This is a genomic window from Streptomyces sp. TN58 (assembly GCF_001941845.1).
In the GTDB taxonomy this organism is placed as follows: Bacteria; Actinomycetota; Actinomycetes; order Streptomycetales; family Streptomycetaceae; genus Streptomyces.
The window spans coordinates 6,782,966-6,809,145 of sequence record NZ_CP018870.1 but is presented as its reverse complement, the minus strand read 5'-3'; the positions used below and the strand labels follow the sequence as shown (position 1 = coordinate 6,809,145).

The following is a 26,180-nucleotide window of genomic DNA, read 5'->3' as shown; positions in this document are numbered from 1 at the left end:
CACGGTGATGTGCGACGAGAGATCGTCGCACATCCGTGCGGGGTCGGCGTGGCCGATATTCGCACCCCCTGTCACCGCACCCGGTGACCGCGCCCGCCACCCGCCTCGTCCGGCCGGGTCCGGTCAGGCTGGAACCAGGTCGCGCAGGAGCCTTGGCCGTCCGCGTACGCCTCACGGCGCGCCGGGGTCCATACCGCTGCTCCGGAGTCCCAGGCCCCGGCGAGCGGGACCATGTGGTCGATGTCCAGCGCGCCGGCCGGCGTGACTTCCCACTCGTCGCAGTACGGCCACCACACGCCGCCGGTCAGGGTGCTCACCGACGGTCTCGGGAACCAGCCCAAGTTCCTCGACGAGGTCAGCGGACTGATCAACGCCCGTACCTTCGCCATCGGCCTGGGAGCCGCACAGGAGGTCAGCACGTCCGCGCTCACCAAACTGACCAACGGGACCGGCGGCTACCTCTCCTCACCGACGCACTGGGCACCGACACCGACAGCTACTCCGCCGAGCTCCAGCAGTGCCTGCAGCGCGGCGCCGGCCTTCCGCTTGGAGCGCGCCTCGAAGTAGCGCCCGGCGAGGATGAACGCGGTGACACCGGCTGCGGCTTCCGGTGCGGCCGGTGCGGCCCGCGGGGCCGCCGCGCGGCGGCCGCCGTGCCACGGACCGCCGGGTCTTTCCCCGGGACAGGGGGCCGCCTCTCCACCATTACGCGGGGGGTGTGGTTGCTCCCCTGAACGGATCGCCCGGCGTCGAGCCGACCGATGCCGTACACCGGTTGGTGCAGCTGGCGGGGGCAACGACACCGTTCGGTGTACGGGCCGACGCCCTCATCGGGGCGATGTGGCCGCCGCTGCCCCTCCGTAGGTTCTGGATCACCGGAACGAAATCGAGGAGGACAACATGACGGCGACGAACACGGCGTGTGTGGCGGGGGTTCGGCCTCCGTTGGCCCTTGTCGGCATCGCGGGACTGGCGATGGCCGTACTGGAGGCACTCAATTCGGAGTACGAGCTGGTGGGCGAAACCATCAGCCGGTACGTGCACGGCACCGCCGGCTGGCTGCTCCCCGCCGCGCTGCTGGCCGTCGGCACCGCCTCCGCCGTCCTCACGATACGGCTCGGTACCGGGGCCCGGCGGGCCGGCCGGGCGGCGCTCGCGGTGTGGACAGTCGGCATCCTGGTCGCGGCCCTGTTCCCCGCGGACCCGCCTGGCCAGTGGGGCCGCCCCTCCCCTTCCGAACTCGTCCACGGCAACGCCGCCTTCCTCGCCTTCGCGGCCCTGCCCACTGCCGCGGTGCTGCTCCGCCGGGCACTGGCCGCCTGGCGGCCCGGCCTGCGCACGGCCCTGAGCCTCTTCACCGCGGCCTCGGTCACCACAACGGCTGCGCTCGCGGTCTTCCTGGTCGACGTGATGCACGGCGGCCCGTCGCTGGGGGCGGTCGGCGCCCCCACCCTCGTCGGTCTTGTCGAACGCCTGGTCATCGCCGTCGATTTGGGGTGGATCGCGCTCGCCACGGTGGCGATGGGCTCCCGCCAGGAACAGGGGCGGGACCGTCGTGCATGATCGGCGCATGGACCGACCTGCCGCCCCCACCCCCGCCGGCCGGCGCTCGGTGCGGCTCGTCGACTGGCTACTCGCAGTCGGCACCGCCATTGCCGTCCTGGCGGGCACCGCCCGGTTCGGCGGCCGACTGGACCTCGCGGGAGCCGTACCGCTCGCCCTGTGGCTGAGCCTGCTCCTCCTGGTGCGCTGCCGGTGGCCGCTCGCCGTCCTCCTGCTGAGCCTGCAGGCCGTCATCGTGTTCCGCTCCTCGGGGCTCACCGACACCGGCTGGGTGTGGCCGGCGTCCGCCGCGTACGCGACCCTGGCCGCCGACGACCGGCCCGGCCGCCCCGGACTCGCCTGGGCCGCAGGTGTCGGCCTGACGGAACTGGCCTTCGCCGCGACCTGGGAGTCGACCTCCGGCGGCGCCACCCCACGCGAGGTCCTCGGCTCCCTTGGCACCGAGGCCCTGTGGCTGGCGGTACTTCTCGCCGCCGCGGCCGCCTACCGCAACCGCCTCCGGTGGCGGGCCGAACTCGACGAGCGCCTGCTGCGGGCCGCGCGGGAAGGGGAGTTGGAGGCCGGCCGCCGGATCGCGGAGGCCCGCCTGGAGATCGCCCGAGAACTGCACGACGTCGTCGGGCACACCCTCACCGTCGTCGGGATCCAGCTGCGGGTCGCGACCGAGGCACTGGACGACTCGCCGATGGATGCCCGGGCCGCACTCACCACCGCCCAACAGGTCCGTTCCGAGGCGGTACGGGACCTTCGGGCACTCGTCCACGTGCTGCGCGCCCCGGGAGAGGCTCACGATGATCCGACGGCCGGAATTCCCCAAGTCGAGCCTCTTGTGGACCGGATGAGATCGGCGGAGCTGGACATCCGGCTGGAGACCTCCGGCGACCTCGCCGCCGTCCCCGCACCGGTCTCCCTCGCCGTTCACCGGATCGTCCAGGAGGCCCTCACCAACACCGCCCGCCACGCACGGGCCTGCCGGGCCGACGTGAGCATCCGGTGCTGCCACGGACGGGTGGATGTGGAGATCACCGACGACGGCCGGATCCCGGCGGCGGCCTCGGGCGGATCCGGAAACGGCATACGCGGCATGGGCGAACGGGTCCGGGCGCTCGGCGGCGACTTCTCCGCAGGACCGCGCGGCAAGGGCGGCGAGGGCGTTGGCTGGGTCGTGCGGGCCGCCATCCCTGTGCCACGCTTCCGCCCATGACGATCAAGGTACTTCTGGCCGACGACCAGGCCCTCGTACGGGCCGGATTCAGCAGCCTTCTCGCGCGCGCCGAGGACATCGAGGTCGTCGGCGAGGCCGGAACGGGTGACGAGGCCGTGCGCACGGCCCGCGCCGTCCGCCCTGATGTCGTCCTGATGGACATCCGCATGCCCGGTACCGACGGCCTCACCGCCACCGGGAAGATCGTGGCGGACTCCGAACTGACGGGCTGCCGGGTCCTCGTGCTCACGACCTTCGAGACCGACGAGTATGTGTTCGCGGCTTTGCGGGCCGGCGCAAGCGGCTTCCTCACCAAGGAGATCGAACCGGAAGACCTGCGTCAGGCCGTCCGGTCGGTGGCTGCCGGCGACGCACTGCTCTCCCCGGGCGCGACACGGCGGGTGATCGAGCAGTTCGCGCACCGCCCGGCGACACCCGTCGACACCGCAGAGCGTCTCCGCGTGCTCACCGCCCGGGAAATCGAGGTGACCCGTCTGATCGCGACCGGCCTCTCCAACGACCAAATCGCCGCACAACTCGTCATCAGCCCGCACACCGCCAAGACCCATGTCACCCGCGCCATCGCCAAGCTCGGCGTCCGCGACCGCGCCCAGTTGGTCATCCTCGCCTATGAGACGGGCCTGGTCCGTGTCGGCAGCTAAGGGCTGTCCCGTGATCCCTGGCGGATCAGCGCGCGGTGTCGGATGCGGTGCATCGCAAGGCGGAGGAGCGTCCTCATGCTGGGCGTATGCGGGCGCTTTGCGACAACGCGGCGCGGCGCTGTAACCGGCGCCGCGCGCCCGCCGGGGAGCACGGGGCAGCCCTTGGTAGTGCTTTGTCAGGTGGTGTCGTAGGGCTGCCATGGCACGGTTTGCTGGCAGGTGGGGCAGGTGCCGGTCCAGGTGGCGATGAGGTGTTGGAGGAGGTCCAGGGCTTGGGTAGAGGGTCAGGCCCTGGCAGGGACTTTTGGGTTCCTCCGCTGTTCGGTCAGGAACAGGTGGGCGGCGGTGACGAGGGTGACGTGCCGGTGCCGGCCGGTGAACGAGCGGCCCTCGAAATGGTCCAGCCCCAGAGCGGTCTTCAGCTCGCGGTAGTCGTGCTCGATCCGCCAGCGGGCTTTCGCGAGCCGGACGAGGTCCTTGGCGGGAATGTTCGCGGGCAGGTTCGAGATCCAGTACTTCACCGGCTCGGCCTCGCTCTCGGGCCACTGCGCGACCAGCCAGACCAGCGGGATCGTGCCGTTGGCGGCGGGTTTGGGCCGGCGGCCCGCGAGGCGGATCCGCAGGCGGACGAAGTGCGAGCTCATCGCGGCCCCGGAACCCTTGCGCCAGGTCACGGGCCGGCCCCGGTGAGACCCTCGCTTCATGCGCGCGAAGACTTCGGACTTACTCGTCTAGTGCTGTGACCGCATAGGTTCACCGGGTTGCTCGTTGTGCTGGTTGGAAGTGACGACTTCCAACCAGCAGGGGGGCGGGATGGCACCACCGGTCAGGGCCCGGAGGCTAACGGAGCACGAGGGACAGAAGCTCCAGCGGATTGTGCGGCGGGGCAGTACGAGCTCGGTGCGGTTTCGGCGAGCGATGATGCTGCTGGCCTCGGCCGGCGGTAGCACGGTCCCGGTGATCGCGCGGCTGGTCCAGGCGGACGAGGACACCGTCCGTGACGTGATCCACCGCTTCAACAAGATCGGGCTCGCATGCCTCAACCCTCAGTGGGCGGGAGGCCGTCCCCGCCTGCTGAGCAGTGACGACGAGGACTTCGTCATCCAGACGGCCACCACCCGGCCCACCGTGCTGGGCAAGCCCTTCACCCGCTGGTCGGTCCGCAAACTGGTCGATCACCTGCGCAGGAACTTGGCCCGGCCCGTCCGGATCGGGCGCGAGGCCCTGCGATGCTTACTGGCCCGCCGCGGGATCACCTTCCAGCGGACGAAGACTTGGAAGGAATACCCGGACCCGGGATTCGACGCCAAGCTGGAACGGATCGAGTACGCGGTCAACGAGCGGCCGAACCGCACATTCGCCTTCGACGAGTTCGGGCCGCTGGGCATCCGCCCCACCGCTGGCTCCTGCTGGGCTGAAAGGACCCGCCCCGACCGGCTGCCGGCCACCTACCGACGCACCCACGGCGTCACCTACTTCCACGGCTGCTACTCCGTCGGCGACGACAAGCTCTGGGGAATCAACAGGCGCCGCAAGGGCATCGACCACACCTGGGCCGCTCTACGGTCCATCCGCGCCGCCCGTCCTGACGGCGCCCCGATCTACGTGATCCTCGACAACCTCTCCGCCCACCTGAACTGGAAGATCCGCAGGTGGGCGGCCCGCAACAAGGTGGAGCTGTGCTTCACGCCCACCTACGCGTCCTGGGCCAACCCCATCGAGGCCCACTTCGGACCACTGCGGCAGTTCACCCTGGCCAACTCGACCCATCTGAACCACACCGTCCAGACCCGGGCTCTGCACGCCTACCTGCGCTGGCGCAACCAGAACGCCCGTCACCCCGACGTCCTGGCCGCCCAACGACGCGAACGCGCACGGATCCGCAGCGAACGAGGTCTCCGCTGGGGCGGCAGGCCACTGCAAACAGCAGCTTGACCGCCCGGCCTGCCAACCCTTTCCGGGCACAGCACTACATGTCGAAGGGTTCGTAGCGGGCGTCGCCTCCGGGCCAGCCTCGGTCCATGAACGGGGCCCGGTCGAGGCCGTCGAAGCAGCGCATCAGGAAGTCGGTGAAGCTGCCGCTGGTTCGGTACCACTCCGCGCACTCGCTACCGACCACGATTTCCCAGTTGCCCGGATCCGGGTCGCCGGCCAGGAAGTAGTACTCGCTGCTGTGCTCGTCGTGGCCCCAGGGGATGAGCCCACCGGGCTCGGGGTGGAAGGGGAAGGGGTAGAGATCCTCCGCCCCTCTTCGTGCATCGCGCCAACCCTCCAGGGACCAGAAGTCCTCGAATTCGGCGGGGGTCATGAGACCTGTTGGCCGGTTGAGGTGGAGGTACCCGCCGAGGGTTCCGGGCCCGTACAGGTCCATGAAGGCCTTGTAGTCCTCGGGCAGCGTGACACCGAGGTGCTGTTCGGAGGCCTCCCAGACCTCTCGGCGCGGCCAGCCCCACGCCTCCTCCGGCTCACCGAGCAGTGCCTGGAGGCGTTCCAATGCCGATGACATGTCTTCCCTCGTCCCTGAGATGTGACTGGCAGGGAACATCATCAGGCCTCCCTCTGACATCACCGAGGGGCCAGCGTTCTCAAACCCGGCGAACCTTCCCGGTCACAGCACTAGGCGGCACGGCGGTCGACATTCGCTGACGCATGGGTGCTGGCGTGAGCCCGAGCGGCCTCCGACAGGACAAGAAGTCGGCGTGCAGCCGGCCGCCGTCGACGAAGACGCCCGCGCTCCGCACGAACCGCCCGAGTCCCGTCCGCGGACCCGGCCTTGCCCCGGGAACACCGAAGCCCAGCCGGCGGGCGAAGAACGACAACGGCTGAGCTACCCACCGGGGGCAGTACGGACCTGACGCATCCTGCGCGCTCGCGATCGACCATAACGATGGACGTGCTGTCCGTGGAGAAGGATGCCCGCATCCGTGCCGCACTCGGTGCTGATCGTGGCGCCCGAGCGGTCCAGAAACTGCACGCACACCACGGTCCGTAGCTCCGTGGCCCCCTCGACGTCCGCTGCCTGCGCAGAACGCCGACTGCCCGGCGCCGGCCGCCACGTCCGACCGTGCCCCGCTCCCCGCCGCCCCGGCCTCCATGGCCGGAGTATTCCAGCCGACCTGCCGTGAGCAGACACACCGGTTGCGGTGGGGCAGCTCCGGCAGTGGTCAAGCGTGGCTTCGCTCATCTCTCGGCGTCAAGAAGGGACGCGTCCCGGAAGGCTCGCAGCGCCTGCTTGCGGCTGACTCCCAACCGGCCCAGGATCTCCTCCTTCCCCAGCCCTGTGGCCCGCAGGCCGAGGCACCGTCGCGCCAGTGCCAGCCGCTCCGGATGGTCTTCAGGCGCCGCGTAGAACAGCCCATCTTTGAGCAGTTCGTCGACAGTGTCGACGGACCGTTCCATGGCCCTCGCCACCTGCGCCCGCGTCATGCCGGACCTCTTCAGGCGGACAGCCTCCGCCGCATCGCGGCGACGGTCGCTCTGCAGGCCCGCGTTCCCCCGAACAGTGATCCCTGCGGCCCGGCGAGCACGTGACAGGGCAGCCTCGACCTGCTTGGGCGACAGGCCGAGCTCGGCAGCGATGGCCGAGACCCGCCTGCCCTCGTGTTGCAACCGCAGCGCCCGGTCGTCCTGGTCTTGGCGCAGAAGGCGTGCCTGCTCGCGCTCCCGCTCCCGCGCTCTCCTGACCTCCGCCGTGAACGCGCGCAGCAAGCCGGATCTGACGGAACGGGCGAACCGGACGAGCTCCTCCTCCTGCCTCGCCTCCTCCCGCATCTGCTCGCGGACGAAGTAGCCGTACCAGAAAGGCATCCGCTCCGTCAGGTCTCCGTCGTTCTCGGCGCCCCACCTGAACTCGGGGTGGTGCGCACGCTTCTTCTGCATCGCCCGGATGACGCGCTCGTCGGGGCTGTACCCGCGGTCCCTGCGCAGCAAGGTCCGCTGTGCCTCGGTCAGATCGGCCAGGGCGGCTTCCCATGAGACGCGAAGCCCCACGGCCTCCGCCAGTGCCACCAGCGTCTCCCAGTCCCACTTGGGCACGGTCAGGCCGACGCGACACTTTGCGTCGCCCCCCTCCCACGCGTTGATCTCGGCTCCGCAGTAGACCGCGAATCCGGCGGTGTTCCACCCCCGGATTACGTCGTGCCACATCTTCGCCGAGACCGCGGGCAGATAGGCAACTCGCTGCCCCTCCACATCCAGCGCGACCGCCCGCGCGTCCCAAGGGTTGTGAGGCTCGGGCACCAGCTCGGCCTCGACCTTCTGTCCCGCCGGGAATCCGCGCAACACATCCTGGTGGTAGTACGTCCCCGAGGCGAAGAAGTCCCCGGACGCTCGGCAGTAGTCGTCGAGGTATATGCGCTGCTGGGGCCTGACGTATTCTCCCGATCGCCGGGTGTGCCTTCCCACAGGGTCCCTCACAGGTGTCCAGGCGCCTCGCCCAGCTGACAACCGCCACGGCGCGAGGGCATTACGGGCAGGCGGGGCCGTAACCATCGGACGCCTCCGACCTGCAAGTATGGCGATGATCGTACGCCCTGTGGTGCGCGGCCCCCTCGGCAGCGCGAGCGAAGCGCTGCCGGACAGGAAGCTGCAGTCCTTCTCCAGCGAGCCGGCCCGTGTTCAGTCGGCCCGCTCGAATGGGACGGCACCGGACCTCTTCCTCGTGGTGGTATCAGGTCTGGAGTCCGGGGCGGGGGCGCGCCACCGTATGCCCGTCCTCTACGGCTGCTACTCGAAGGTGTACGGCGGGGCGGGGGCGAAGAGATTCGACGCGACCTGCGTCCGGTGGCCCCCGTGGAACTCACCGGAACCGGCCGATGGATGCATCAGATCGCTGTCCGCGATCGGCCAGGAGGAGCTCGCCAACGGAATCACCCACCTGTTTGGCAACGCGGAATGCCCGCGCTGTGCCAGCGTCTTCTCCGTCGCGGAGGAGTACACGTCGGCCAACCGTCCGATCATGCCGTAGGCCACTGGACGCCCGGCAGCACTGCGGCCCGGCGTGGAGCGTGGGCGCGGCCGGCGAACAGAACACCGCGCAAGGGCGTGGCTCCGTTGCGCGGTGTCGATCGCCGACGGCGCCGGAGCGGGGGGCGGCGGCGAAGAGCCGTGCCGTTCTGCCCCTGTCGGCGCCCGGTGTGGTGCGGTGCCGGTGGTGCGGTGCGTTGCGGCATCATGCTGTTCGCGGCGGCGGCAGCGTCGTCGCCGGCGACGTAGTCCTGCCAGGCGCGGTAATAGGCGGCGCGGGCAACGCCATGGTCATGTACTCAATCCCCAAGGCGTGGGTGGGTGGGACGTGGCCCGCCCATCCCCGTCCGCTGCCGGGCAGGCCACATCACCGACTCGCCGAACGACACTCGAACGCGCGACAGCGCCCACCACCCTGACGCCACCGGCCAGGGGAACCCCCGTCCGACGGCCCGAGCCGGAGCAACCACTCAGGTCTGCTCGACCTCCGCCATGAGCAGGCGCAGGGTCAGGCAGTGATTCTCCGGGGGAAGGGCATCGGCGGTGCATCAGCAAGGTTGGGTCGTTCAGCATTCTGAAACCCGGCCGTCCAGTCAGTCCGGCGGTGGCCAGGGGCCGGCGAGCAACCGTTCGGCCTCCGTGACGATCGCCTGCTCGCGTGTTGTGCGCTGGATCGCGTCCGATTCGTTGTAGGCATCGACCTTGTCGACAAGCGGCTGAAGGGACTGGGGCCGTGCCAGTGCGCCCCAGCCCTCGTACGTGATCACGTCACCGCCGGCGCCGGGGGCCATACTCCCGTTCACGATCAGCCGGAGCCACCAGCGCACGAGCTCCCAGCGTGCCGCCTCCCCCGGGATATCGGTGTCATCGCCGGGAAAGCCCTCGGGCAGACCGAGTTCGCCCAGTACTTGGTCGAAGAGCGCATCGGCGCTCTCGTGCTCGGTGCGCGACAGGCCGGCGAGCAGCGCAAGCGACTCCGTCTCGACGCCGAGAACCAGTGCCGTGACCCCTGCTTCGATCAGTTGGTACGGGTGGTGCGGTCGGCCGATCAGGCGCTCCAGGGCCAGCATCCGCAGATACTCGATCGCCTCCTGCCCGCTGACGGCGTAAGGGCTGTGCGGCGTTGGCGCGGTGACGTCGATGCCGGGGCCGCCGTTGACGAAGTACGACCAGAAACCGACAGTGGCGCGGGCCGGGAGACTGCTCGCCCGGCCGGTGAACTCGTACCGTACGTAGTCGGAGAGGTCGTTGCCGTAGAAGATGACGTCGGTCTGGTGGACGGAGAGCACGGGGTGCCCGCATTCGCCTGCTGTGCCAGGCAGGTAGCGGTGGCTGTAGATGGGGACCAGCTGCGGTGCGGTCGCCAACTCGGACCGTGCGATCTGCAGCGCGTCGGATGTCTCTGCGGGCTTCTGGCTCCAGGAGGGATGCCAGAAGCCGTTGTGCTGGACGTCGAAGAGCACGCCCTCGACCGGTCGGGAGAGCCGCTCGGCCAGGTCCTCAGGGTCGCCGTTGCGCCAGTCTGGCCAGCTTCGTGACCCGTGTGGGAGCCCGGCGGCGAGGAAGACCCTGTGATCCGCCGAGAAGGTGAAGCCGAACCGTGCCTCGACCGCGTCGAGTTCCCCCTCGCTGAGGCCCGGCCCGATCTCGGCTCGGAGTATGCGCTGAAGATCTCTGGCGGTTTCCAGGGTCAGCGGAGGGGACGAATGCGCGGTCATCCCGGCAGGATAGTGACCGGTACGACCGCCGATGTCACGAGGCCGTCCACTCCTGCGATCTACACAGATCACCCGAGCGCCCAGACGATCGCTTTCCCGGCAGGCGGCGTGAGCTCGGGCGACGACCGCCGGCAGGCGTTGGATCTTGGCCGCTTGCTGTCGCACTTGTTCGGGGACTGAGCCGTGAGCACCGCGCAATGGTGCACGGTCGGAACACCGCCTCCTCACCAGTGGCGTGCGAGGTGAAGGCCGCCGAGTACAGCACGCGGGGCACCGCCGCGCAGCTGCGTCCGCTGCCCGGTGTCGGCCTGGGCGGCATCTCGGCCGGCCCCGCTCGGCCGCCCCGTCGGGGCGGCCCGGTGGTTGTGGCGACTCGATGCGCATACCGCGGTCGGCCCCGCCATGATGCACTCCGAGGGCTGCCCGCTCCCGACCGAGCGTGTGCAGCCGCTCGGCACCCTGCAGGCACTCGGCGTCCTCACGCGGCCGGGCGCTACGGCGTGCACGGTGTGCGACGCCGCCGAAGCCCCCTCCTACGGTCCTTGGCCGTGGACTGACGGACGAGGGGGAGCCTGATGGTGTGACCCAGCTTTGGGCGGCCTCGGGGCGGTGGTCTCCCTCTCGTCCCCTTGTGAAGCGGCCGTGCAGGTCAGCGGCGGCTGATGCGCGCGAGGACGTCCTGGAGTCGGCGGACGGCGTCCTCCGCCTCCATGTACTCCTCGGTGCTCGCGAGGACAGTGCCGAAGGTGCCACCACGGTCAGCGGGCAGCGCACGCCAGCGCAGGACCGGTTCGAGCGCGTTCAGAGCACCGGAGAGGAACCAGGCCATGCGGCCGTGGGTACGCGCGAGGGAGATCGCCAGGACAGCCAGCGTTTCCCGCAGATGTTCGAGCCGCTTGATCGGCGGCAGCGCCTCCTGGACGTCCGGCGGACCGACAACGTCACGCAGGCCGGCCTCGACCTCACGGACGAGTGCGCACTCGGTCGGCCCCAGCTCCCACACCTGGTCGAGGATCTGGTGCTCAGCTTCCTCGGCCAGCACCGCGACGATCCTTCGCATGTCCATGCGGAGCACTCTAAGCGCACCGACCCGAGGCCTGACACGACCTCGGAGGACGAGCAGCAGCGGGCGGCGCAGGGTTCCGGTGACCGCGCCGATGACCGCCTCGGTGGTGTCCCGGCGCCGGACATTGTCCCAGACGAGGGCGACGGGGACGAACGACTGGCTAACCCCGACGAGTTCTGACAGCCACCCTGCGAGCTCCCGCGTACTCGCCGGGAAACAATCTCATCCTGGACCGACTTCCCCGCGGTGTGAAGGAGCGGCGCGCGACCAGCTCCCGCGGCGCCGCCCCGACTGAGCCGCTTACCTGCGCATCAACTTCTTCTACGTCATCAAGGCCCAAGCACGACGCGGGCGCGCCGACTCTGCGGCGCGGGCTGCCTCCTGTCTGCGCCCGGCGGGCGCCGGGCAGGTAAGACCAGCCCGTACCGGACGTGGAGAGGTGCTGCATCGCTTGTTGCTGAGCCTGCGCAGATGCACAGGCTCAGGCGTTTCGATCTTGCACAAACCCGGTAGGGGCCGGCTTCAGAGGTTATGGGCCGCCTGTGCCGGGGCCCGTGCCCGTGCCCGTCCAAGTGCTGGTGCCATCCCCGAATAGCAGGCGCACGCTGGAGGCCGAGAGATCGGCCCCGCAGCACTGTGATGGGTACGCGGACAGGGCGGCCTGAGTAGGTGCGCCCATGTGCACGGTGCGCCCCGGACGGTGCAATGGGCCCCATGAATGCGACTTCTGCCCCGAGGCCTCCGACTGCGCGGCTCCTGGCCCCGCCGTGGTGGCTGGCCCCCTCCCTGTTTACCGCGGCGGCGACACTGGGCGGTGTGTGGGCATACCGCTCGTCGCCGATCGTTCACGGCCCGGCGTGGCTGGCCCTGCCCTACGTCGTTCCGGCCGCACTGGTGGCAGCCTCCTGGTGGCCGCCGTCCCGCCCGGGGGCGAAGGTCCGCGGCCTGGTCCTGGGCGGAGTCGGCACCTTCGTGGCCCTGGCGTACGCGCACCTGGCGACCTTCGTGCTGTACGCGGTGGCTTTCGCGCTGTGGGCCTTTCAGGGCGGTGGCTGAGGGCGGGATCAACCCGCCTCGTCGCGAATGCCGACGGCCTGCGCCATCTGCCGTGCCGGTCCGAGCGGCGAATCCCCAGGACAGGGGGTGAGGATGGAAAGGAACGGGGGCAACGGAAATGGAACCTGGCAGTCGTGGCGGTCGGTCTCGCTGGGGGCTCGCCCCGGCCTGGCGACAGTCGGCGGCAGGCCGTCGCAAAGGCAGCGGCGTTCCCTCGTCGATGAGCGTGTCCTTCACCCACGGGGACGGTGCCGCCCTTGCCCTTCTCCGGGTGTCGACGATGCGGTCGCCGCCTCCCGCGGCCAGCCATTTCACAGCCCTGTGGCGTTCGCCCCAGGCGGCGGCGAACGGCACCACGTCTGTGCGCTCGGCGCCGGTGGCCGGCAGGGTGAACGCCGACGACGGTCGCCGCCCGCGCAGGCCGGTCCGGCAGGTCAGGCGACGGTGGCCGCGTAGTGGTCGGCGTACGCCTGGAGGCGGGGAGCGAGCCGTCCCTGCGAGTCGGCGGAGTTGAGCTGCATCCACAGCTCGTTCTCCACGACGAAGCGGTACGCGAACTCCTCGAAGGAGCCGGCGTACCGTATGAGCGAGCCGGCGGCAGCCTCCCGGAACCCGTCCGCCCCCTCCTGCGCCGCCCAGGCCTCGGCGGACTCCAGCTCCAGGTGCGAGCAGACCACGAACGACTCCCCCGACGGCCGCAGGTACAGGTACCAGATGACGCAGTCCTGCTGATCCCGCAGGAACCGCACGAGACGGGCGCCCTCCTCGGCCGGGCTGCGCAGGACCGGGGACAGATCGGTCCAACAGGCCGTCACCGACACCTCGTCGAGGGCGCGGCACAGTCGCTCGTCGCGGTAGAACGCGGCGAAGTCCGGGGGCAGCGTGAGTCCGGCCGCCGCCAGCTCCCCTTCGAGGACCGCCAGGTGTGCCGCGTACTCCGACGGACCGCCGCATGCGCCGTTCAGCCACCCGAACCCGCCGTCGAGTCCCACGGCGTCCAGCGGCGGCAGGCTGTCCAGCGGGTAGACCTCGTAGGTGGAGTCACAAGGGCGGAACCGGCCCAGGTCGGTGGCGCACCAGCCGGTGGGGAAGCGGACGGACGCGGTGTCGGACACGGCAACGGACATGGGATACCCCTCGTGGTGATGCTGGATCAGTGGTACGCGTCCATCCTGCCGCCGGCCACTGACATTGATCCCCGTAAGCGGGCTCCGGTGGGCACGGAAGCAGCCTTCGCGGCCCTCTGCGGCGTTGCACCCGTCCCCGCCTCCAGCGGCAAAACCATCCGTCACCGCCTCTCCCGAGGCGGTGACCGGGCAGCCAACGCGGCTCTCTCCCGGATAGCCCTCCTCCGCATGGCATGCGATCCTCGCACCCGCGACTACGTGGCCCGGCAAACCCCCGCCGGCAGGACCAAGAAGGAGATCAGGCGGTCGGCAGGGATGGGGCGGCCCGGGGGTACTGCTGCCCCCAGAGCGCTCTGGGCCCCGGGCCTCACCCGAGCACGCCATATCGGCACGGGCTGAGCCAGACCTAACCTGAGCGCAACCCCTGGGGACGGGGACTGCCGATCTCATTTGCCCTGGTCGCCTTCCGCCTCCACGCGGGGCCGCAGGCGACCAGGGCCCGGGCCCGCCCCGGGCAGACCCGGGGGAACGGATGGAAGTTCCCAGAGCGGGGTGCGTCCCACCCTCACAACGACACGACACCCCCTGGGTTCCCGCCCCATGACCACTGGCGTGTGATGACAGGGAGCCCGGGTGGTCTGTCGTGCGGCGAGCCGGCCCCGCCGCCGACCGCGGGCCGTAGACCTGCCGGGACGGTGTCCGGATCTTCGTCGGTTCTGCCAGTACGGACAGCCGCCCGGCCCCGTAGAGACTTCCAAGCACAAGCCGCGGCACGCCCCGGAAGGGGGCCGTGGCCGAAGCCTGTCGGAACGGGGAGGACATCAGCATGAGCGCGCAGCAGCAGTACGACGAAATCGGCGAGGCCTACGAGGGGTTCAAGGCCCTGCCCCTGGAGCAGTACGTGGTGGTGCCCAGCTTCCTGGGCCTGGTCGGGGACGTACGCGGCAGGACGGTCCTCGACCTCGCGTCCGGAACCGGCTTCTACAGCCGGGAGTTCAGGCGGCGCGGCGCCTCCGAGGTGCTCGGCATCGACATCTCCGGCGAAATGGTGGCCGTGGCACAGCAGTTGGAGGAGCATGATCCGCTGGGGGTGCGCTACGAGGTCGGCGACGTCGCCGACCTGCGGCCCCTCGGGCAGCGCTTCGACATCGCCCTGGCGGTCCAACTCCTGAACTACGCGCCGGACATCGCCACCACCGAGCGGATGTGCCGCGCCCTGCACCGCAGCCTGAAGCCCGGCGGTGCGCTCTTCCTCCTCAACCAGTCGCCCGACTTCCGCTTCGACGGGCCCACCCCGGAGAGGTACGGCTTCCGCAGCGAGCTCACCGGCGCGGAGGTCGAGACCGGGCCGCAGGTGCGGACGACGGCGCTGCTCGACCCGCCGGTCTCGTTCGTCGCCAACCTGCCGCGCCGCGAGGTGTACGAGAAGTGCCTGCGGGCAGCCGGGTTCAGCGAGTTGGCGTGGGTGCCGCTGACGGTGTCGGAGGCCGGGAAGCGCGACTTCGACGCGGACTTCTGGGCGGACTTCCACGCCAATCCGCCGCTTGAGATGCTGCGCTGCCGGGCCTGACGCCGGCGGCGGGCCCGGACCGCGGCGGCAGCGGATTCAGCCCCTGAGGCGGGTGGCGAAGGCGCGGGCGGCGGACAGGTCGCCCGCGTCGGGCCGGTGCTTGCGGATGCCACCGACCAGCCGGAACGGTGCCCACGTGTCGAAGGCCCGGCAGGTGAAGGTGTCCTCGACGGCGTACCCCCTGCCTTGGAGGAGCCGTACGAGCGGCCGGGTGTACGGCGCGAACGGGATCTCCGGCAGGCCGCTCGTGGCGAACACGAAGGCCCGCCCCGATGCCGTCGGCAGGGCGCGCACGAAGGCGAGCAGGTCCGGGTGCATCCGCTGCGAGAAGACGCCGGAGCCGAAGCCCACCAGGTCGTGGGCCGCCACCTCCGCGGCCGTCACCTCGTGCGGCGCGACCACGCGCGCCGCGAGCACCTCGGCCATCGCCGCCGCCACCCGCCGGGTGTTGCCGTGGGACACGGACGTGCACACGAGCAGAGTCTTCATCGGTCTCCCTTTCCTTCGCGGTCCTGCAGCTGAGACCGGACGGCCCCGCCGGATGTGACGGTCCCGGATCCCGGACTTGGTCCGGATGCCGGCACCGGCCTGTGGGCGGGGCCGTTCGTCGGGAGGGTGGTGCCGGTCGGCGCGGGCGCCGTGATCGGCGGGGGTGTCCGCGCGATCGCGGCCCTCACCGCAGGCCGCGGCCCCGTTCGTCGCGCGTCTCGCCTCCGGGGGTGCGGGGGCCCGGGTGGGTGGCCGTCGCGCGGCCCTCGCCGGCGTCGGGGCCCCGGCCCGCCGGGAGCGGGGCGTGCTCGGCGGCCTCGAAACGGCGGGTGCGCACGTCAGCTCGGCCCTGGTGCGTCCGGGCGTCGGCCGTCCGCCTGTGGCGGCCGTGGTCGCGCACGGGACCGGCCTGGTCGCGGAACGGTCCGAGCCGTCCGACCACCTGTTCGGCAGGGGTCCGCAGCAGGAGCATCAGTGTCACCGCGGTCGTCGTGCCGAGCACCGTGCCCGCCAGGACGTCGTGCGGATAGTGCACGCCGACCAGCACCCGCAGCGCGGCGGCCGCCGCGCCGACCGGCAGGGCGAGGAAGGCGAGCCGAGGGCGGACGAGGGTCACACCGACGGCCAGTGCGACGGCGAGGGTGGAGTGGTTGCTGGGGAACGACCAGTCACCCGGCTCGGGGCACTCCACGAGCGCCCGGACACCCGGCAGGGCGCGGCAGGGGCGTTCCTCGTCGAGGATGACCTTGAGCGTCTCGCTGACCCCGTAGGCGACGACGGTTCCGGCGGCCGCGACGGCCGCCCCGGCCAGGCCCGCCACGTCCTTGCGGCGCAGCGCGCTCCATGCCGCCCAGACCAGCAGCAGGCCGAGCAGCAGCACCGTGCCCTCGCTCGCCGCCTCCAGCACGCCTGCCAACCACGCGGGCCCGTCCGTTGCCTCCGCGTTCACCGCCCGGTACGCCCGGGCGGAGAGACCCGCCGTGACGTGCACCGCCCCGTCCGCACCCGCCGTCCCGCCGGGCGCCGCCCATGCCACGCCCGCCACCCCGGCTCCACTCACGACGACCGCTGCCGCGGAGCGCCGACCCCACCCATACCGTTTGTTCGATTCCATACCGCCGAAGGTATAGGTCCGTCCGGGTGAACATGGAACCGAGGCATGGTGCGGCAACCGGAGGTCCGGCCGCCCGGGGGCCCGCCCCCCTCCGTGCCGGTTCAGGCGTAGCGCTCGAACAGGGCCTCTACGTACGCCTCCAGCCTGCGAGCCAGGACATCTGCTGTCAGGTCGGCACGGCCCAGCTCCCGCCAGGGGACCGGCGACCTTCTCCGCGTCGGGCGCGAAGCCCAGCGCGTCCAGCAGCCGCCAGTACAGATGGGCGGTCCCGCCGGCCAGGGTGCCCCCGGCGGCGACGTACCGGTCGGCGAAGCGCATGCCTGCGGGGACCCCGTGCAGGAGGGCGAGAGCCGTCGAGCAGTGGGCCACGTCCAGGTCGGCCGGCCCCCAGGAGGTCTCCACCCAGTCGACGATGCCGCTGACGCGGAGGGCACCGCCGACGCCTGCGAAGAGGACGTTGCCGGGATGGAAGTCCCGGTGCAGGAAGCAACCCTGGTGTACCGGCGGGTCACGGCGGATGGCGTCGACGGCCCGCCGCCAGAGCTCAGGCCGTTCGGTGGCGGCGGGCAGCACCACCCACTCGGGCGAGGTCCACGCCTGATAGGGCCGAGGGCGTTGCGACGCGGTCGTCGGCAGCCGGTGGACGGCCACGAGTTGGCGGGCCAGCAGTGCGGTGCGGTCGTCGGCGTCCTCGTCGTCCAGGCGCACGGTCCCCGGCAGCAGGGACATCAGCAGGGACGGATGATCGCAGTACCGCGCGGTCGCGTCCACGGCCGCGAGCGTGGCCGCTGGTACGGCGGTCCCGCGCAGCCGACGCAGGACGGCCGCCTCCCGGGTCAACAGGCCTTCCGCGTGCCGGACGTAGAAGGGCTTGACGAAGGAGCGCAGGACGAGCGAGCGCCGACCGTCCGGGCCGGCGAGGTCCAGTCGGCGCATCTGGGAGGTCCAGCCGCCGCGCAGCCGTACGACCTGCTCGATGTGCTCCCCGTCGGCCAGCCCCTTCTCCACCCAGGAGCGTGTGGCCGCCCAGTCCTTGCCTTCAAGTCCCTTGCCGGCGGCCTCGGTTGGTCCGTTCACGGGGGCAGGCTATCGGTCCGCCCGCCGAGGCCGTCAGCGCGCCGGGTGGGCCGCGTGGTCGGCGGAAGGGTGAGGGCACGTACATCATGACAGGTCAGAGGCCTTTTTCGTAGGACGGAAAGCACACTTCGCGAGGCTTGTCCGGTCCGCCCGCCAACTCCCAGAATCTCCTTCGTGCATCACCCGGAGACTGGGGGAACATGGGGGAGATCGATCACGACGCCGTACTGCGGGCCCGCGTGCTGCTGCTGGGTTCCGGGCGGCTGAGCCTGTTCGAAGAGGCCGGCGCGTACCGGGTGCTGGCGGAGGTGAGCCCGAAGGCGTATCTGCCGAAGCTGGTCGACGCGCTCGTCTGGATGAGCTACCGCAGCCCGGAACCGACGGCGAAGCTGGCACTGACCACCGAGGCGGTCGGAGCCGCCCGGAGCATCGATGCCGGTGTGCCGACCCGGGCGGAACGCCTGTGCAAGGCCCTGGAAACCCACCAGCGGGCCCTGTTCGCCCTCGGCCGCCGGGCGGAAGGACACGCGGCGTGCGAGGAGATGGCCGAGCTGGGAAAGAGCGGGCCGCTGGCGAACGCCCTTGCGGAGGAGGGGCGCTTCGGGGAGGCCGCCGAACTCAACGGGAAGGCAGTCCGGGGCGACACGTCGGAGCCGTCCTTCTGGGACATGGTCGAGTGGGCGGCGAACCTGGAGGGCGCCGGGCGCCACGACGCGGCATCGGCCGTCTTCCGCGAGCTCCTCGACCGGACCCGTCGCAGGACCGCCGAGCAGGGCACGGCACTGGCCATCCTCACCTGGGAGCTGGTGCACCACTCCCGGATGCGTGAGGCCGCCGGGGACGGGGCGGACGCCGCTGCCCACCGTCAGGAAGCCCTGGCCGTGCTGAAGGAGTTGGCGGCGAACGGCGAACCGAGGAACTGGAGCTGCATCCTCGGATGGTGGGTCACCCTGTTCACCCTGTCGGGCCGGGGCGACGAACCGGCTGCGAGCGCCGATTCCCCGATGCTGCCCTTCGGCACCGATGTCGAGCGGTGGAGCCCCACCCGGGACGCCTTCCTCCACACGCTGCCGGCGCTGGAAGCGGAGGCGCGGGCACTGCGCGAGGCGGGACGGCTGCCCGAACTGGTCGACGTCCAGCGCAGGATCAGCATCCGGGCCGCGGTGGCCGAGGGCAACCGTCACCACCGGTTCGCGGAGCGCTTCAAGCCGTACTTCGACGAGGGCGTGGCCCTCGCCCGCCGCCTGTCCGACGACCCCGCACGCCTTGCCCGGGCCCTGACGGACCGGTCGATGTACCTCGTCGCCGCGCGGACCTTCGAGCCCGCCTACGCCGACTTCGCCGAGGCGGTCACCCTCCTGAGGGCTGCCCCCTGAGGGCTGTCCCGAAATCCCCGGCGGGCGTGCGGCGCCGGCGGTGTGTTCGCGGGACACTGGCAGTGACGCCCGGAGCGGTCCCGGACGGCGCAACGCCTGTGGCTGCCGCCCCGGACATCGGCCAGCATGGGGACAGCGGGACCGGCGGACGAAATGGGCACGCATGCGCGCCAGCGAGAGCAACCAGGACTACCCCTTCGCCGCCACGCACACGGCCGCGGCCGTGCTGGACGGTGCCGGGACGGTCCTCGCCTGGACACCGGCCGCCGAAGCCCTGCTGGAGCGCCGGTCGGCGGACGTGTGCGGCCGGCCCGCACGGGACCTCCTCGCGGACGCGGGCGCCTGGGAGGAGGTCCTGGCCCAGGGCAGGCGGGGCCGGGAACGGCGAGCGGACCGGGAGGACCGGGAGGGCTGGGAGGGCCGGGTCACGCTGCGGCACGGCTCGGGCGGCGAGCTGGAGATCGGCTTCCGCGTCGTCCCGCTGCACGACGGCGCACCGGGCGCGGCGCCGGTCCGGTGCCTCGTGGTCGGCGCCCCCCTGGAGCTGGTCGCCCGGTGGCGGCAGGACCACGCCTTCACGAGGGAACTGTTCCTCCAGGGCCGGGTCGGCCTGGCCGTCTTCGACGGGGACCTGCGCCTGCTGCGCACGAACACGCACCTGCTGCCTTACACCGGGGTGCCCGTCGAGCTGTACGGCCGGCGGCTGGGCGACTTCCTGTGGGCCGAGGACGCACGCACCATCGAGGCCCGGCTGCGGGAGGTCCTGGACAGCGGGACGCCCCTGGCCGGCTTCAACACGGCCGTGCGCACCCTGGACGATCCGCGGGGCGGCCGGATCGTGACCATCCAGGCGTTCCGGCTCCAGGAGCCCGACGACCAGCCGATGGGTGTGGCGGCGGTGTTCACCGACGTCACCGACCACGAGCGCTCGCGCGGCCGCCTGGACCTCCTCTACCGCGCGACCGAGGCGCTCGGCGGTTCGCTGTCCGTCCTGCGCACCGTCGAGGACCTGGTGAAGGTCCTGGCGCCCACGCTCGGCGACTGCGCCGCGGTGGACCTCGCCGAGACCGTGCTCACCGGCGGGGAGCCGGCGGCGGACGGGCCCCTGCCCCTGCACCTGATCCGGATGGCCGTCGCCGGGCCGCGGACGGAGGCGCTGCGGACGGGGACGACGACCCGGTTCGCGGCGCCGTCCTCCGCGTCCGCGCAGCGGGCGCACCGGGGAGAGCTGGTCACCGGCATCGGCGACCGGCCGGCACAGCCGGGGGGCGACACGGTCCCGGAGTGGGCCTCGACCGTCCCGGGTGCGCGTTCGGCGATGACGGCCCCGCTGTGCGCCCGGGGCATCACCTTCGGCCGGCTCATGCTCTGGCGCACCGGGGACGGCCCTGCTCTGGAGGAGGACGACCTGGCGCTGCTGGAGGAGATCGCCGCGCGCGCGGCCGTCGCCGTCGACAACGCCCGGCGCTACACCAAGGAACGCCGCACCGCCGTGGGCCTGCAGCGCAGCCTGCTGCCGCCGGCCACCTCGGAGAAGCCCGCGGTGGAGGCCGCCGGCCTGTACCTGCCCGCCGACGCGGACAGCGGAGTGGGCGGCGACTGGTTCGACGTCATCCCCCTGTCGTCGGCCCGGGTCGCCCTGGTGGTCGGGGACGTCGCCGGCCACGGGCTGCACGCCACGGCCATGATGGGGCGGCTGCGCAGCGCCGTACGGGCCATGGCGGACCTGGAACTGGAGCCGGAGGAGCTGCTGGCGCACGTGGACGACATGGTCGTGCCGGTCGCGGCCGAGGCCGAGAGCGACGACGCGGACGACGACGACGGGGGCGTCCCGCTGCCCGCCGGCCCGGCCGGGGCCACCTGCCTGTACGCCGTGTACGACCCCGTCACCCGTACCTGCGTCATGGCGAGCGCGGGCCACCCGCCGCCGGCGGTGGTCGGCCCGGACGGGACCGTGGAGTACGTCGAGCTGAGCCCCGGCCCGCCCCTGGGGGTGGGCGGGTGGCCCTTCGAGCCGGTCGAACTCGATCTGCCGCCGGGGAGCGTCCTCGCCCTGTACACCGACGGCCTGATCGAGCGCGGGGAGGGGGACGTCGACGAGGGCATGCGCGACCTGGCGGAACGGCTGCTGCGCTCGGACGTGCTCGGCAGACCGCTGCGGCAGGCCCGGCACGACATCGTGGAGGGGTTGCCGCCGGGCAGGCTGAGGGACGACGTCACCCTGCTGCTGGCGCGTACCCGGGTGGTGGACACGTCGGCCATCGCGACGTGGCTGCTCGACGCCGAGCCCGCGGTCGTCTCCGAGGCCCGCCATCTCGTCCTGGCCCAGCTGACGGCCTGGGACCTCGACGAGCTGTCGTTCAGCACGGAGCTCATCGTCAGCGAGCTGGTCACCAACGCCATCCGCCACGCCGGCGGCCCCGTCCGGCTGCGCCTGATCCGGGCGGACACCCTGACGTGCGAGGTCTCGGACTCCAGCAACACTCAGCCGAGGATGCGGCGCGCACGGAGCTCCGAGGAGGGCGGCCGCGGCCTGTACATCGTCGCCCAGCTGTCGCACCGCTGGGGAAGCCGCTACACCATGGGAGGCAAGACCGTCTGGTCCGAACAGAACCTGCCCCTCGTCTGACGGACCGGCGTCGGCCGGCGGTCCGGTTGCGCGACCACGGGAGGTGGCGGCCGTGAGCAGAACCGATCGGGTCGATCCCGCGAACGCCGAGCAGGCACGTGCCTGGGACGGGCAGGAGGGCGCGTACTGGGCGGAGCACGCCGACCGGTTCGACCGCGCGGTCCGCGCCTACCGGAAGCCCTTCCTGGACGCGGCCGACGTGTACCCCGCCGACCGGGTGCTGGACGTCGGCTGCGGCACCGGTGAGACCACCCGCGCGGTCGCCCGGCGGGCGAGCGGCGGCCACGCGCTGGGTGTGGACCTGTCGGCGGCGATGCTGGGCGTGGCACGGCGGCGGGCGGCCACCGAGGGTGTGCACAACATCGAGTTCGTGCAGGCGGACGCCCAGGTCCACGCCTTCCCGGCGGCGTCGTTCGACGTGGCCGTCAGCCGCACCGGGACGATGTTCTTCGCCGATCCGGTCGCCGCCTTCCGCAACGTCGGCGGTGCCCTGCGCCCCGGCGGACGCCTCGTACAGCTGGTCTGGCAGGAGGCGGCGGGCAACGAGTGGTTCCTCGCCTTCACGCAGGCTCTGGCCGCGGGGCGTCCGATGGCCGGGCCGCCGCCCGGCGCTCCGGGGCCGTTCTCGCTGGCCGATCCCGAGCGCGTACGGGGTGTGCTGGGCGCCGCCGGTTTCACGGACGTCGGGCTGGAGCCGCACGGTGAGGCGATGTGGTTCGGTGAGGACGCGGCCGACGCGGAGCGGTTCACGCTGGGCCTGCTCGGCTGGATGCTCGACGGTCTCGACGAGGGGGACCGGCGTCGTGCGATCGAGGATCTGAGGGCCACGCTCACCGCCCACGAGACCGACGAAGGGGTGCTGTTCGCGTCGGCGGTCTGGATCATCCGGGCGGTCCGCGCCTGATGCCCGGAGGTTTAAGGCCGGATCAAGGCAACCTTAAGGAGCCGGCGGCCCCGGCGTCCGCTTTCGAGCGGTCCGTCCGGGGCCGTCGGCGCGCCGTTCGCGTCGACGGGCATCCGCGCAGGGGGCTGCCACCTGCGCCTTCGTACGCGGCGGGGTGCTCCGGGTACGCCGCGGCAGGCGGCGGACGGCACCCTCGGGCCCTCGCACCGCCGGATTTGTAAGACGGCGACAAGAACCGAACCCGCTGGTGGCGGCGGGCGTATGCAGGACGCAGGGGAGGCAGCGCCCATCGGATCGAGGAGTGTCAATGTCCCGGAAACGGACGATGAGTCTTACGAAGAAGCTCGTGCTCTCTGTCACCACGGGAGCCCTGGTCACCGGAGGGGTCGTCGTGACGGTGGCGACCGGCAATGCCGCCGCTCCCGACGTCGTGTGCCCGGGGTCGACGGTGACGCTGTCGGGTGAGGCGGGTCCGCCGGCGGCGACCAGCGGGAACTTCCCCGTCGGAACCAAGCTCAAGGTCACCAACCTGGACAACAACCAGTCCACCACCGTCACCGTCAACGGACCCTCCGGCAGCTGCGTCCTCCTCAACAACTCCGCCTTCGACCAAGTACGCGAACCCGGCAAGAACCTCATCCGCCGAGCCCGCATCGAACGCGTCGACGGCGGCGGCGCCCCCGCCAACGGCGCCGCACCCGCCGCCCCCTCCACGGCACCCGGCGCCGGACAGGCACCCCCGGCCACCGGAGAAGTCGTCTGCCCCGGCTCCACCGTCACCCTCTCCGGCGAAGCCGGCCCCCCGGCCGCCACCAGCGGGAACTTCCCCGTCGGAACCAAGCTCAAGGTCACCAACCTCGACAACAACCAGTCCACCACCGTCACCGTCAACGGACCCTCCGGCAGCTGCGTCCTCCTCAACAACTCCGCCTTCGACCAAGTACGCGAACCCGGCAAGAACCTCATCCGCCGAGCCCGCATCGAACGCGTCGACGGCGGCGGCGCCCCCGCCAACGGCGCCGCACCCGCCGCACCCGCCGCCCCCTCCACGGCACCCGGCGCCGGACAGGCACCCCCGGCCACCGGAGAAGTCGTCTGCCCCGGCTCCACCGTCACCCTCTCCGGCGAAGCCGGCCCCCCGGCCGCCACCAGCGGGAACTTCCCCGTCGGAACCAAGCTCAAGGTCACCAACCTGGACAACAACCAGTCCACCACCGTCACCGTCAACGGACCCTCCGGCAGCTGCGTCCTCCTCAACAACTCCGCCTTCGACCAAGTACGCGAACCCGGCAAGAACCTCATCCGCCGAGCCCGCATCGAACGCGTGAACTGACCTCCCGGACGAGCCCGTTCGCGGGTCGCAGGTGCCGTGGCGGGGTACGGCGGGCCGTACCCCGCCACGGCACCTCCCCGTGCGGACTCCGGTGGACGGACCCGGCGTGTCGGCGGGTGCCGTTAGGCTTCTCGGATGGCCCTTCCGGACACTTCCCCCGATACCTCCGACGCTCTGCAGGTACTGCACCGCGTGTTCGGATACGACTCCTTCCGCGGCGAGCAGGCGGAGATCATCGAGCAGGTGGTCAGCGGCGGGGACGCACTCGTGCTGATGCCGACCGGCGGCGGCAAGTCGCTCTGCTACCAGATCCCGGCGCTGGTCAGGGAGGGTACGGGCGTCGTGATCTCGCCGCTGATCGCGCTCATGCAGGACCAGGTGAACGCGTTGAACGCGCTCGGGGTCCGGGCCGGATTCCTCAATTCCACGCAGGACCCGTACGAGCGGCAGGCCGTCGAGCAGGCCTTTCTCGCCGACGAGCTGGACCTGCTCTACCTGGCCCCCGAGCGGCTGCGCACCGAGAGCGCCCAGCGGCTCCTCGACCGGGGCAGGGTGTCGGTCTTCGCGATCGACGAGGCGCACTGCGTCGCGCAGTGGGGCCACGACTTCCGGCCCGACTACCTCGCGCTGTCCATGCTGCACGAGCGCTGGCCGAAGGTGCCGCGGATCGCGCTGACGGCGACGGCCACGGAGGCGACCCACGCGGAGATCGTGGCGCGGCTCGGTCTGGAGGACGCCCGGCACTTCGTCGCCAGCTTCGACCGGCCGAACATCCAGTACCGCATCGTCGCGAAGAACAACCCGCTCAAGCAGCTGCTGGACCTGATCCGGACCGAGCACGCCGGGGACGCCGGGGTCGTGTACTGCCTGTCCAGGGCGTCGGTGGAGAAGACCGCGGCCTCGCTGGTGGAGCACGGCATCGACGCCGTGGCGTACCACGCGGGGATGGACGCCCGGGCGCGCGCCGCGAACCAGGCGCGCTTCCTGCGGGAGGAAGGGGTCGTGGTGGTCGCCACGATCGCCTTCGGCATGGGCATCGACAAGCCGGACGTGCGTTTCGTGGCGCACCTGGACCTTCCGAAGTCGGTGGAGGGCTACTACCAGGAGACCGGTCGCGCCGGCCGTGACGGCGAGCCCGCCACGGCATGGCTGGCGTACGGCCTGCAGGACGTGGTCCAGCAGCGCAAGCTCATCGACGGCTCCGAAGGGGACGAGGCGCACCGGCGCTCGCTGGGCATGCACCTGGACGCCATGCTGGCGCTGTGCGAGACGGTCGAGTGCCGCCGGGTGCGGCTGCTGGCGTACTTCGGCCAGACGGGCACCCCGTGCGGCAACTGCGACACGTGTCTGGCGCCGGCCGAGTCCTGGGACGGGACGGTCGCCGCGCAGAAGCTGCTGTCGACGGTGTGGCGGCTGGCGAAGGAGCGGCGGCAGAAGTTCGGTGCCGGCCAGATCATCGACATCCTCCAGGGCAAGAAGACGGCCAAGGTCATCCAGTTCGACCATGACGCGCTGTCGGTGTTCGGCGTGGGCGCGGACCTGGGGACCGCGGAGTGGCGGGGCGTGGTGCGCCAGCTGCTGGCGCAGCGGCTGCTGGCGGTGGAGGGCGACTACGGGACGCTGGTGCTGACGGAGGACAGCGGCGAGGTGCTGGGGGGACGCCGCAGCGTCCCGATGCGGAAGGAGAAGGCGCCCGCCGCCCCCTCCCGCAAGGAGTCCGGGTCGCGCTCGGGCAAGGGCAGCCGGGTACCGGTCGACCTGCCGGCGGCGGCCGAGCCGTTCTTCCTGGCCCTGCGCGCCTGGCGGGCCGAGACGGCGAAGGAGCAGGGCGTCCCGGCCTATGTCGTCTTCCACGACGCGACGCTGCGGGAGATCGCCACGCGGCTGCCGGCCACGGTGGAGGAGCTGGGCACCATCGGCGGCGTCGGCGAGGCCAAGCTCGCCAAGTACGCCGACGGGGTTCTCGGGACGCTGGCGCGATGCGGCGGAGACACGGACGGAAGCGGTACGGCCGGTGGCGGCGCTCCCGGCGCGGCCGCCGTTACCGCCGCGTCCACCGCGGCTCCTGCCGGTCCCGACCCCGAGGAGCCTCCCTTCGACCCGGAGGGAATGGAGCCGCCGCCCTGGGACGAGGACTGGCAGTAGGCAGTACGCACACCGCAGCCGGCCGGGGGGCCGGGTCGTCGATCCCGACGGCCCGGCCCCTCGGCCGTTCACGCACCGTGTGTGACGGCGCCCTGACGCCCCGCGCCCTCCGCAAACCTGCACATCGTGTGCGCGATCCCGACAGGCGGCCGCCCCCACCCCGCCGCCTGCCCGGAGGGACC

General features: G+C 71.7%; 21 protein-coding genes and 4 pseudogenes. 15 read left to right on the top strand and 10 right to left on the bottom strand.

All coding sequences use genetic code 11. The features are described from left to right. Nucleotides 1-146: 146 nt before the first annotated feature. Nucleotides 147-308: pseudogene (locus tag BSL84_RS30810) on the bottom strand (HNH endonuclease); the annotation flags it as partial. Nucleotide 309: 1 nt separating this feature from the next. Between BSL84_RS30810 and BSL84_RS36670 the strand changes: the two are divergent. The 4 genes from BSL84_RS36670 to BSL84_RS30790 all read left to right on the top strand — a co-directional run bounded on the left by BSL84_RS36670 (nucleotide 310) and on the right by BSL84_RS30790 (nucleotide 3,429). Next, the gene (locus BSL84_RS36670; RefSeq protein WP_199838770.1) at nucleotides 310-567 is read left to right on the top strand and encodes a hypothetical protein; all 258 of its coding nucleotides are present in this window, start codon (nucleotides 310-312) and stop codon (nucleotides 565-567) included. A 333-nt stretch (nucleotides 568-900) separates the two neighbouring features. Further along, nucleotides 901-1,563 carry a DUF998 domain-containing protein gene (locus BSL84_RS30800; RefSeq protein WP_079273361.1) on the top strand — a complete coding sequence of 221 codons (663 nt, stop codon included), beginning with the start codon at nucleotides 901-903 and terminating at the stop codon, nucleotides 1,561-1,563. Nucleotides 1,564-1,570: 7 nt separating this feature from the next. Next, a complete protein-coding gene (locus BSL84_RS30795) occupies nucleotides 1,571-2,767 on the top strand; it encodes a sensor histidine kinase (RefSeq protein ID WP_045321091.1) in 1,197 nt (398 codons plus the stop codon). Next, nucleotides 2,764-3,429 (top strand): response regulator transcription factor, encoded by a 666-nt coding sequence (locus BSL84_RS30790; RefSeq protein ID WP_030031644.1) that lies wholly within the window; start codon nucleotides 2,764-2,766, stop codon nucleotides 3,427-3,429. The genes BSL84_RS30795 and BSL84_RS30790 overlap by 4 nt, the downstream gene beginning before the upstream one ends. A 284-nt stretch (nucleotides 3,430-3,713) precedes the next feature. On the opposite strand, the pseudogene BSL84_RS30785 reads toward BSL84_RS30790, so the two are convergent. Then, nucleotides 3,714-4,103: pseudogene (locus BSL84_RS30785) on the bottom strand (transposase); the annotation flags it as partial. 139 nt (nucleotides 4,104-4,242) lie between these two features. On the opposite strand from BSL84_RS30785, the gene BSL84_RS30780 reads away from it, so the two are divergent. Next, a complete protein-coding gene (locus BSL84_RS30780; protein WP_075971696.1) occupies nucleotides 4,243-5,364 on the top strand; it encodes an IS630 family transposase in 1,122 nt (373 codons plus the stop codon). Between the two features lie 34 nt (nucleotides 5,365-5,398). Here the strand turns inward: BSL84_RS30780 and BSL84_RS30775 are convergent, their stop codons facing one another. Beyond that, nucleotides 5,399-5,935: an SMI1/KNR4 family protein gene (locus BSL84_RS30775; protein WP_159393595.1), complete on the bottom strand. Its 537-nt coding sequence runs from the start codon at nucleotides 5,933-5,935 to the stop codon at nucleotides 5,399-5,401. 674 nt (nucleotides 5,936-6,609) lie between these two features. Next, the gene (locus tag BSL84_RS30770) at nucleotides 6,610-7,845 is read right to left on the bottom strand and encodes a hypothetical protein (protein WP_075971694.1); all 1,236 of its coding nucleotides are present in this window, start codon (nucleotides 7,843-7,845) and stop codon (nucleotides 6,610-6,612) included. A gap of 103 nt (nucleotides 7,846-7,948) precedes the next feature. On the opposite strand from BSL84_RS30770, the gene BSL84_RS30765 reads away from it, so the two are divergent. Then, nucleotides 7,949-8,395, top strand: a complete 447-nt coding sequence (locus tag BSL84_RS30765; protein ID WP_159393594.1) for a hypothetical protein — start codon at nucleotides 7,949-7,951, stop codon at nucleotides 8,393-8,395. A 592-nt stretch (nucleotides 8,396-8,987) separates the two neighbouring features. Here the strand turns inward: BSL84_RS30765 and BSL84_RS30760 are convergent. Then, entirely contained in the window at nucleotides 8,988-10,112 is a 1,125-nt protein-coding gene (locus BSL84_RS30760) for a hypothetical protein (RefSeq protein WP_079273358.1), read from the bottom strand. A 402-nt stretch (nucleotides 10,113-10,514) separates the two neighbouring features. Here BSL84_RS30760 and BSL84_RS37855 point away from each other — a divergent pair, with 402 nt between their 5' ends. After that, a complete protein-coding gene (locus tag BSL84_RS37855; protein WP_420718797.1) occupies nucleotides 10,515-10,688 on the top strand; it encodes a DUF6233 domain-containing protein in 174 nt (57 codons plus the stop codon). Nucleotides 10,689-10,761: 73 nt separating this feature from the next. On the opposite strand, the gene BSL84_RS30755 is transcribed toward BSL84_RS37855, so the two are convergent. Then, nucleotides 10,762-11,178 (bottom strand): hypothetical protein, encoded by a 417-nt coding sequence (locus BSL84_RS30755; protein ID WP_075971692.1) that lies wholly within the window; start codon nucleotides 11,176-11,178, stop codon nucleotides 10,762-10,764. An 816-nt stretch (nucleotides 11,179-11,994) separates the two neighbouring features. Here BSL84_RS30755 and BSL84_RS30750 point away from each other — a divergent pair. Further along, a complete protein-coding gene (locus tag BSL84_RS30750; protein WP_051873068.1) occupies nucleotides 11,995-12,234 on the top strand; it encodes a hypothetical protein in 240 nt (79 codons plus the stop codon). A gap of 434 nt (nucleotides 12,235-12,668) precedes the next feature. Here the strand turns inward: BSL84_RS30750 and BSL84_RS30745 are convergent, their stop codons facing one another. Beyond that, nucleotides 12,669-13,361: a hypothetical protein gene (locus BSL84_RS30745; RefSeq protein ID WP_075971691.1), complete on the bottom strand. Its 693-nt coding sequence runs from the start codon at nucleotides 13,359-13,361 to the stop codon at nucleotides 12,669-12,671. Between the two features lie 18 nt (nucleotides 13,362-13,379). On the opposite strand from BSL84_RS30745, the gene BSL84_RS37850 reads away from it, so the two are divergent. Together BSL84_RS37850 and BSL84_RS30735 are read left to right on the top strand one after the other, a co-directional pair. Next, a complete protein-coding gene (locus BSL84_RS37850) occupies nucleotides 13,380-13,760 on the top strand; it encodes a transposase (protein WP_420718805.1) in 381 nt (126 codons plus the stop codon). A gap of 427 nt (nucleotides 13,761-14,187) precedes the next feature. Next, on the top strand, nucleotides 14,188-14,931 hold the full coding sequence (locus tag BSL84_RS30735) for a class I SAM-dependent methyltransferase (RefSeq protein WP_045321100.1): 744 nt from the start codon (nucleotides 14,188-14,190) through the stop codon (nucleotides 14,929-14,931). Between the two features lie 36 nt (nucleotides 14,932-14,967). Here BSL84_RS30735 and BSL84_RS30730 read toward each other — a convergent pair whose 3' ends face one another. The 3 genes and pseudogenes from BSL84_RS30730 to BSL84_RS30720 all read right to left on the bottom strand — a co-directional run bounded on the left by BSL84_RS30730 (nucleotide 14,968) and on the right by BSL84_RS30720 (nucleotide 17,611). Beyond that, nucleotides 14,968-15,420, bottom strand: coding sequence for a flavodoxin domain-containing protein (locus BSL84_RS30730; protein ID WP_075971690.1), 453 nt, complete (start codon nucleotides 15,418-15,420; stop codon nucleotides 14,968-14,970). Between the two features lie 184 nt (nucleotides 15,421-15,604). Then, entirely contained in the window at nucleotides 15,605-16,534 is a 930-nt protein-coding gene (locus BSL84_RS30725) for a phosphatase PAP2 family protein (RefSeq protein WP_078848813.1), read from the bottom strand. Nucleotides 16,535-16,635: 101 nt separating this feature from the next. Continuing rightward, a pseudogene (locus tag BSL84_RS30720) lies at nucleotides 16,636-17,611 on the bottom strand (phosphotransferase family protein). A gap of 200 nt (nucleotides 17,612-17,811) precedes the next feature. On the opposite strand from BSL84_RS30720, the gene BSL84_RS30715 reads away from it, so the two are divergent. From BSL84_RS30715 to recQ, 5 genes and pseudogenes are all read left to right on the top strand, one after another. After that, entirely contained in the window at nucleotides 17,812-18,987 is a 1,176-nt protein-coding gene (locus tag BSL84_RS30715; RefSeq protein WP_075971688.1) for a hypothetical protein, read from the top strand. Between the two features lie 163 nt (nucleotides 18,988-19,150). Further along, nucleotides 19,151-21,616: an ATP-binding SpoIIE family protein phosphatase gene (locus BSL84_RS30710; protein WP_075971687.1), complete on the top strand. Its 2,466-nt coding sequence runs from the start codon at nucleotides 19,151-19,153 to the stop codon at nucleotides 21,614-21,616. A 52-nt stretch (nucleotides 21,617-21,668) separates the two neighbouring features. Further along, the gene (locus BSL84_RS30705) at nucleotides 21,669-22,520 is read left to right on the top strand and encodes a class I SAM-dependent methyltransferase (RefSeq protein WP_075972324.1); all 852 of its coding nucleotides are present in this window, start codon (nucleotides 21,669-21,671) and stop codon (nucleotides 22,518-22,520) included. A 421-nt stretch (nucleotides 22,521-22,941) separates the two neighbouring features. Then, nucleotides 22,942-23,184 (top strand): annotated as a pseudogene (locus BSL84_RS37845) (hypothetical protein); the annotation flags it as partial. An 804-nt stretch (nucleotides 23,185-23,988) separates the two neighbouring features. Then, the gene (recQ, locus tag BSL84_RS30695; protein ID WP_075971685.1) at nucleotides 23,989-25,998 is read left to right on the top strand and encodes a DNA helicase RecQ; all 2,010 of its coding nucleotides are present in this window, start codon (nucleotides 23,989-23,991) and stop codon (nucleotides 25,996-25,998) included. Nucleotides 25,999-26,180: the final 182 nt, after the last annotated feature.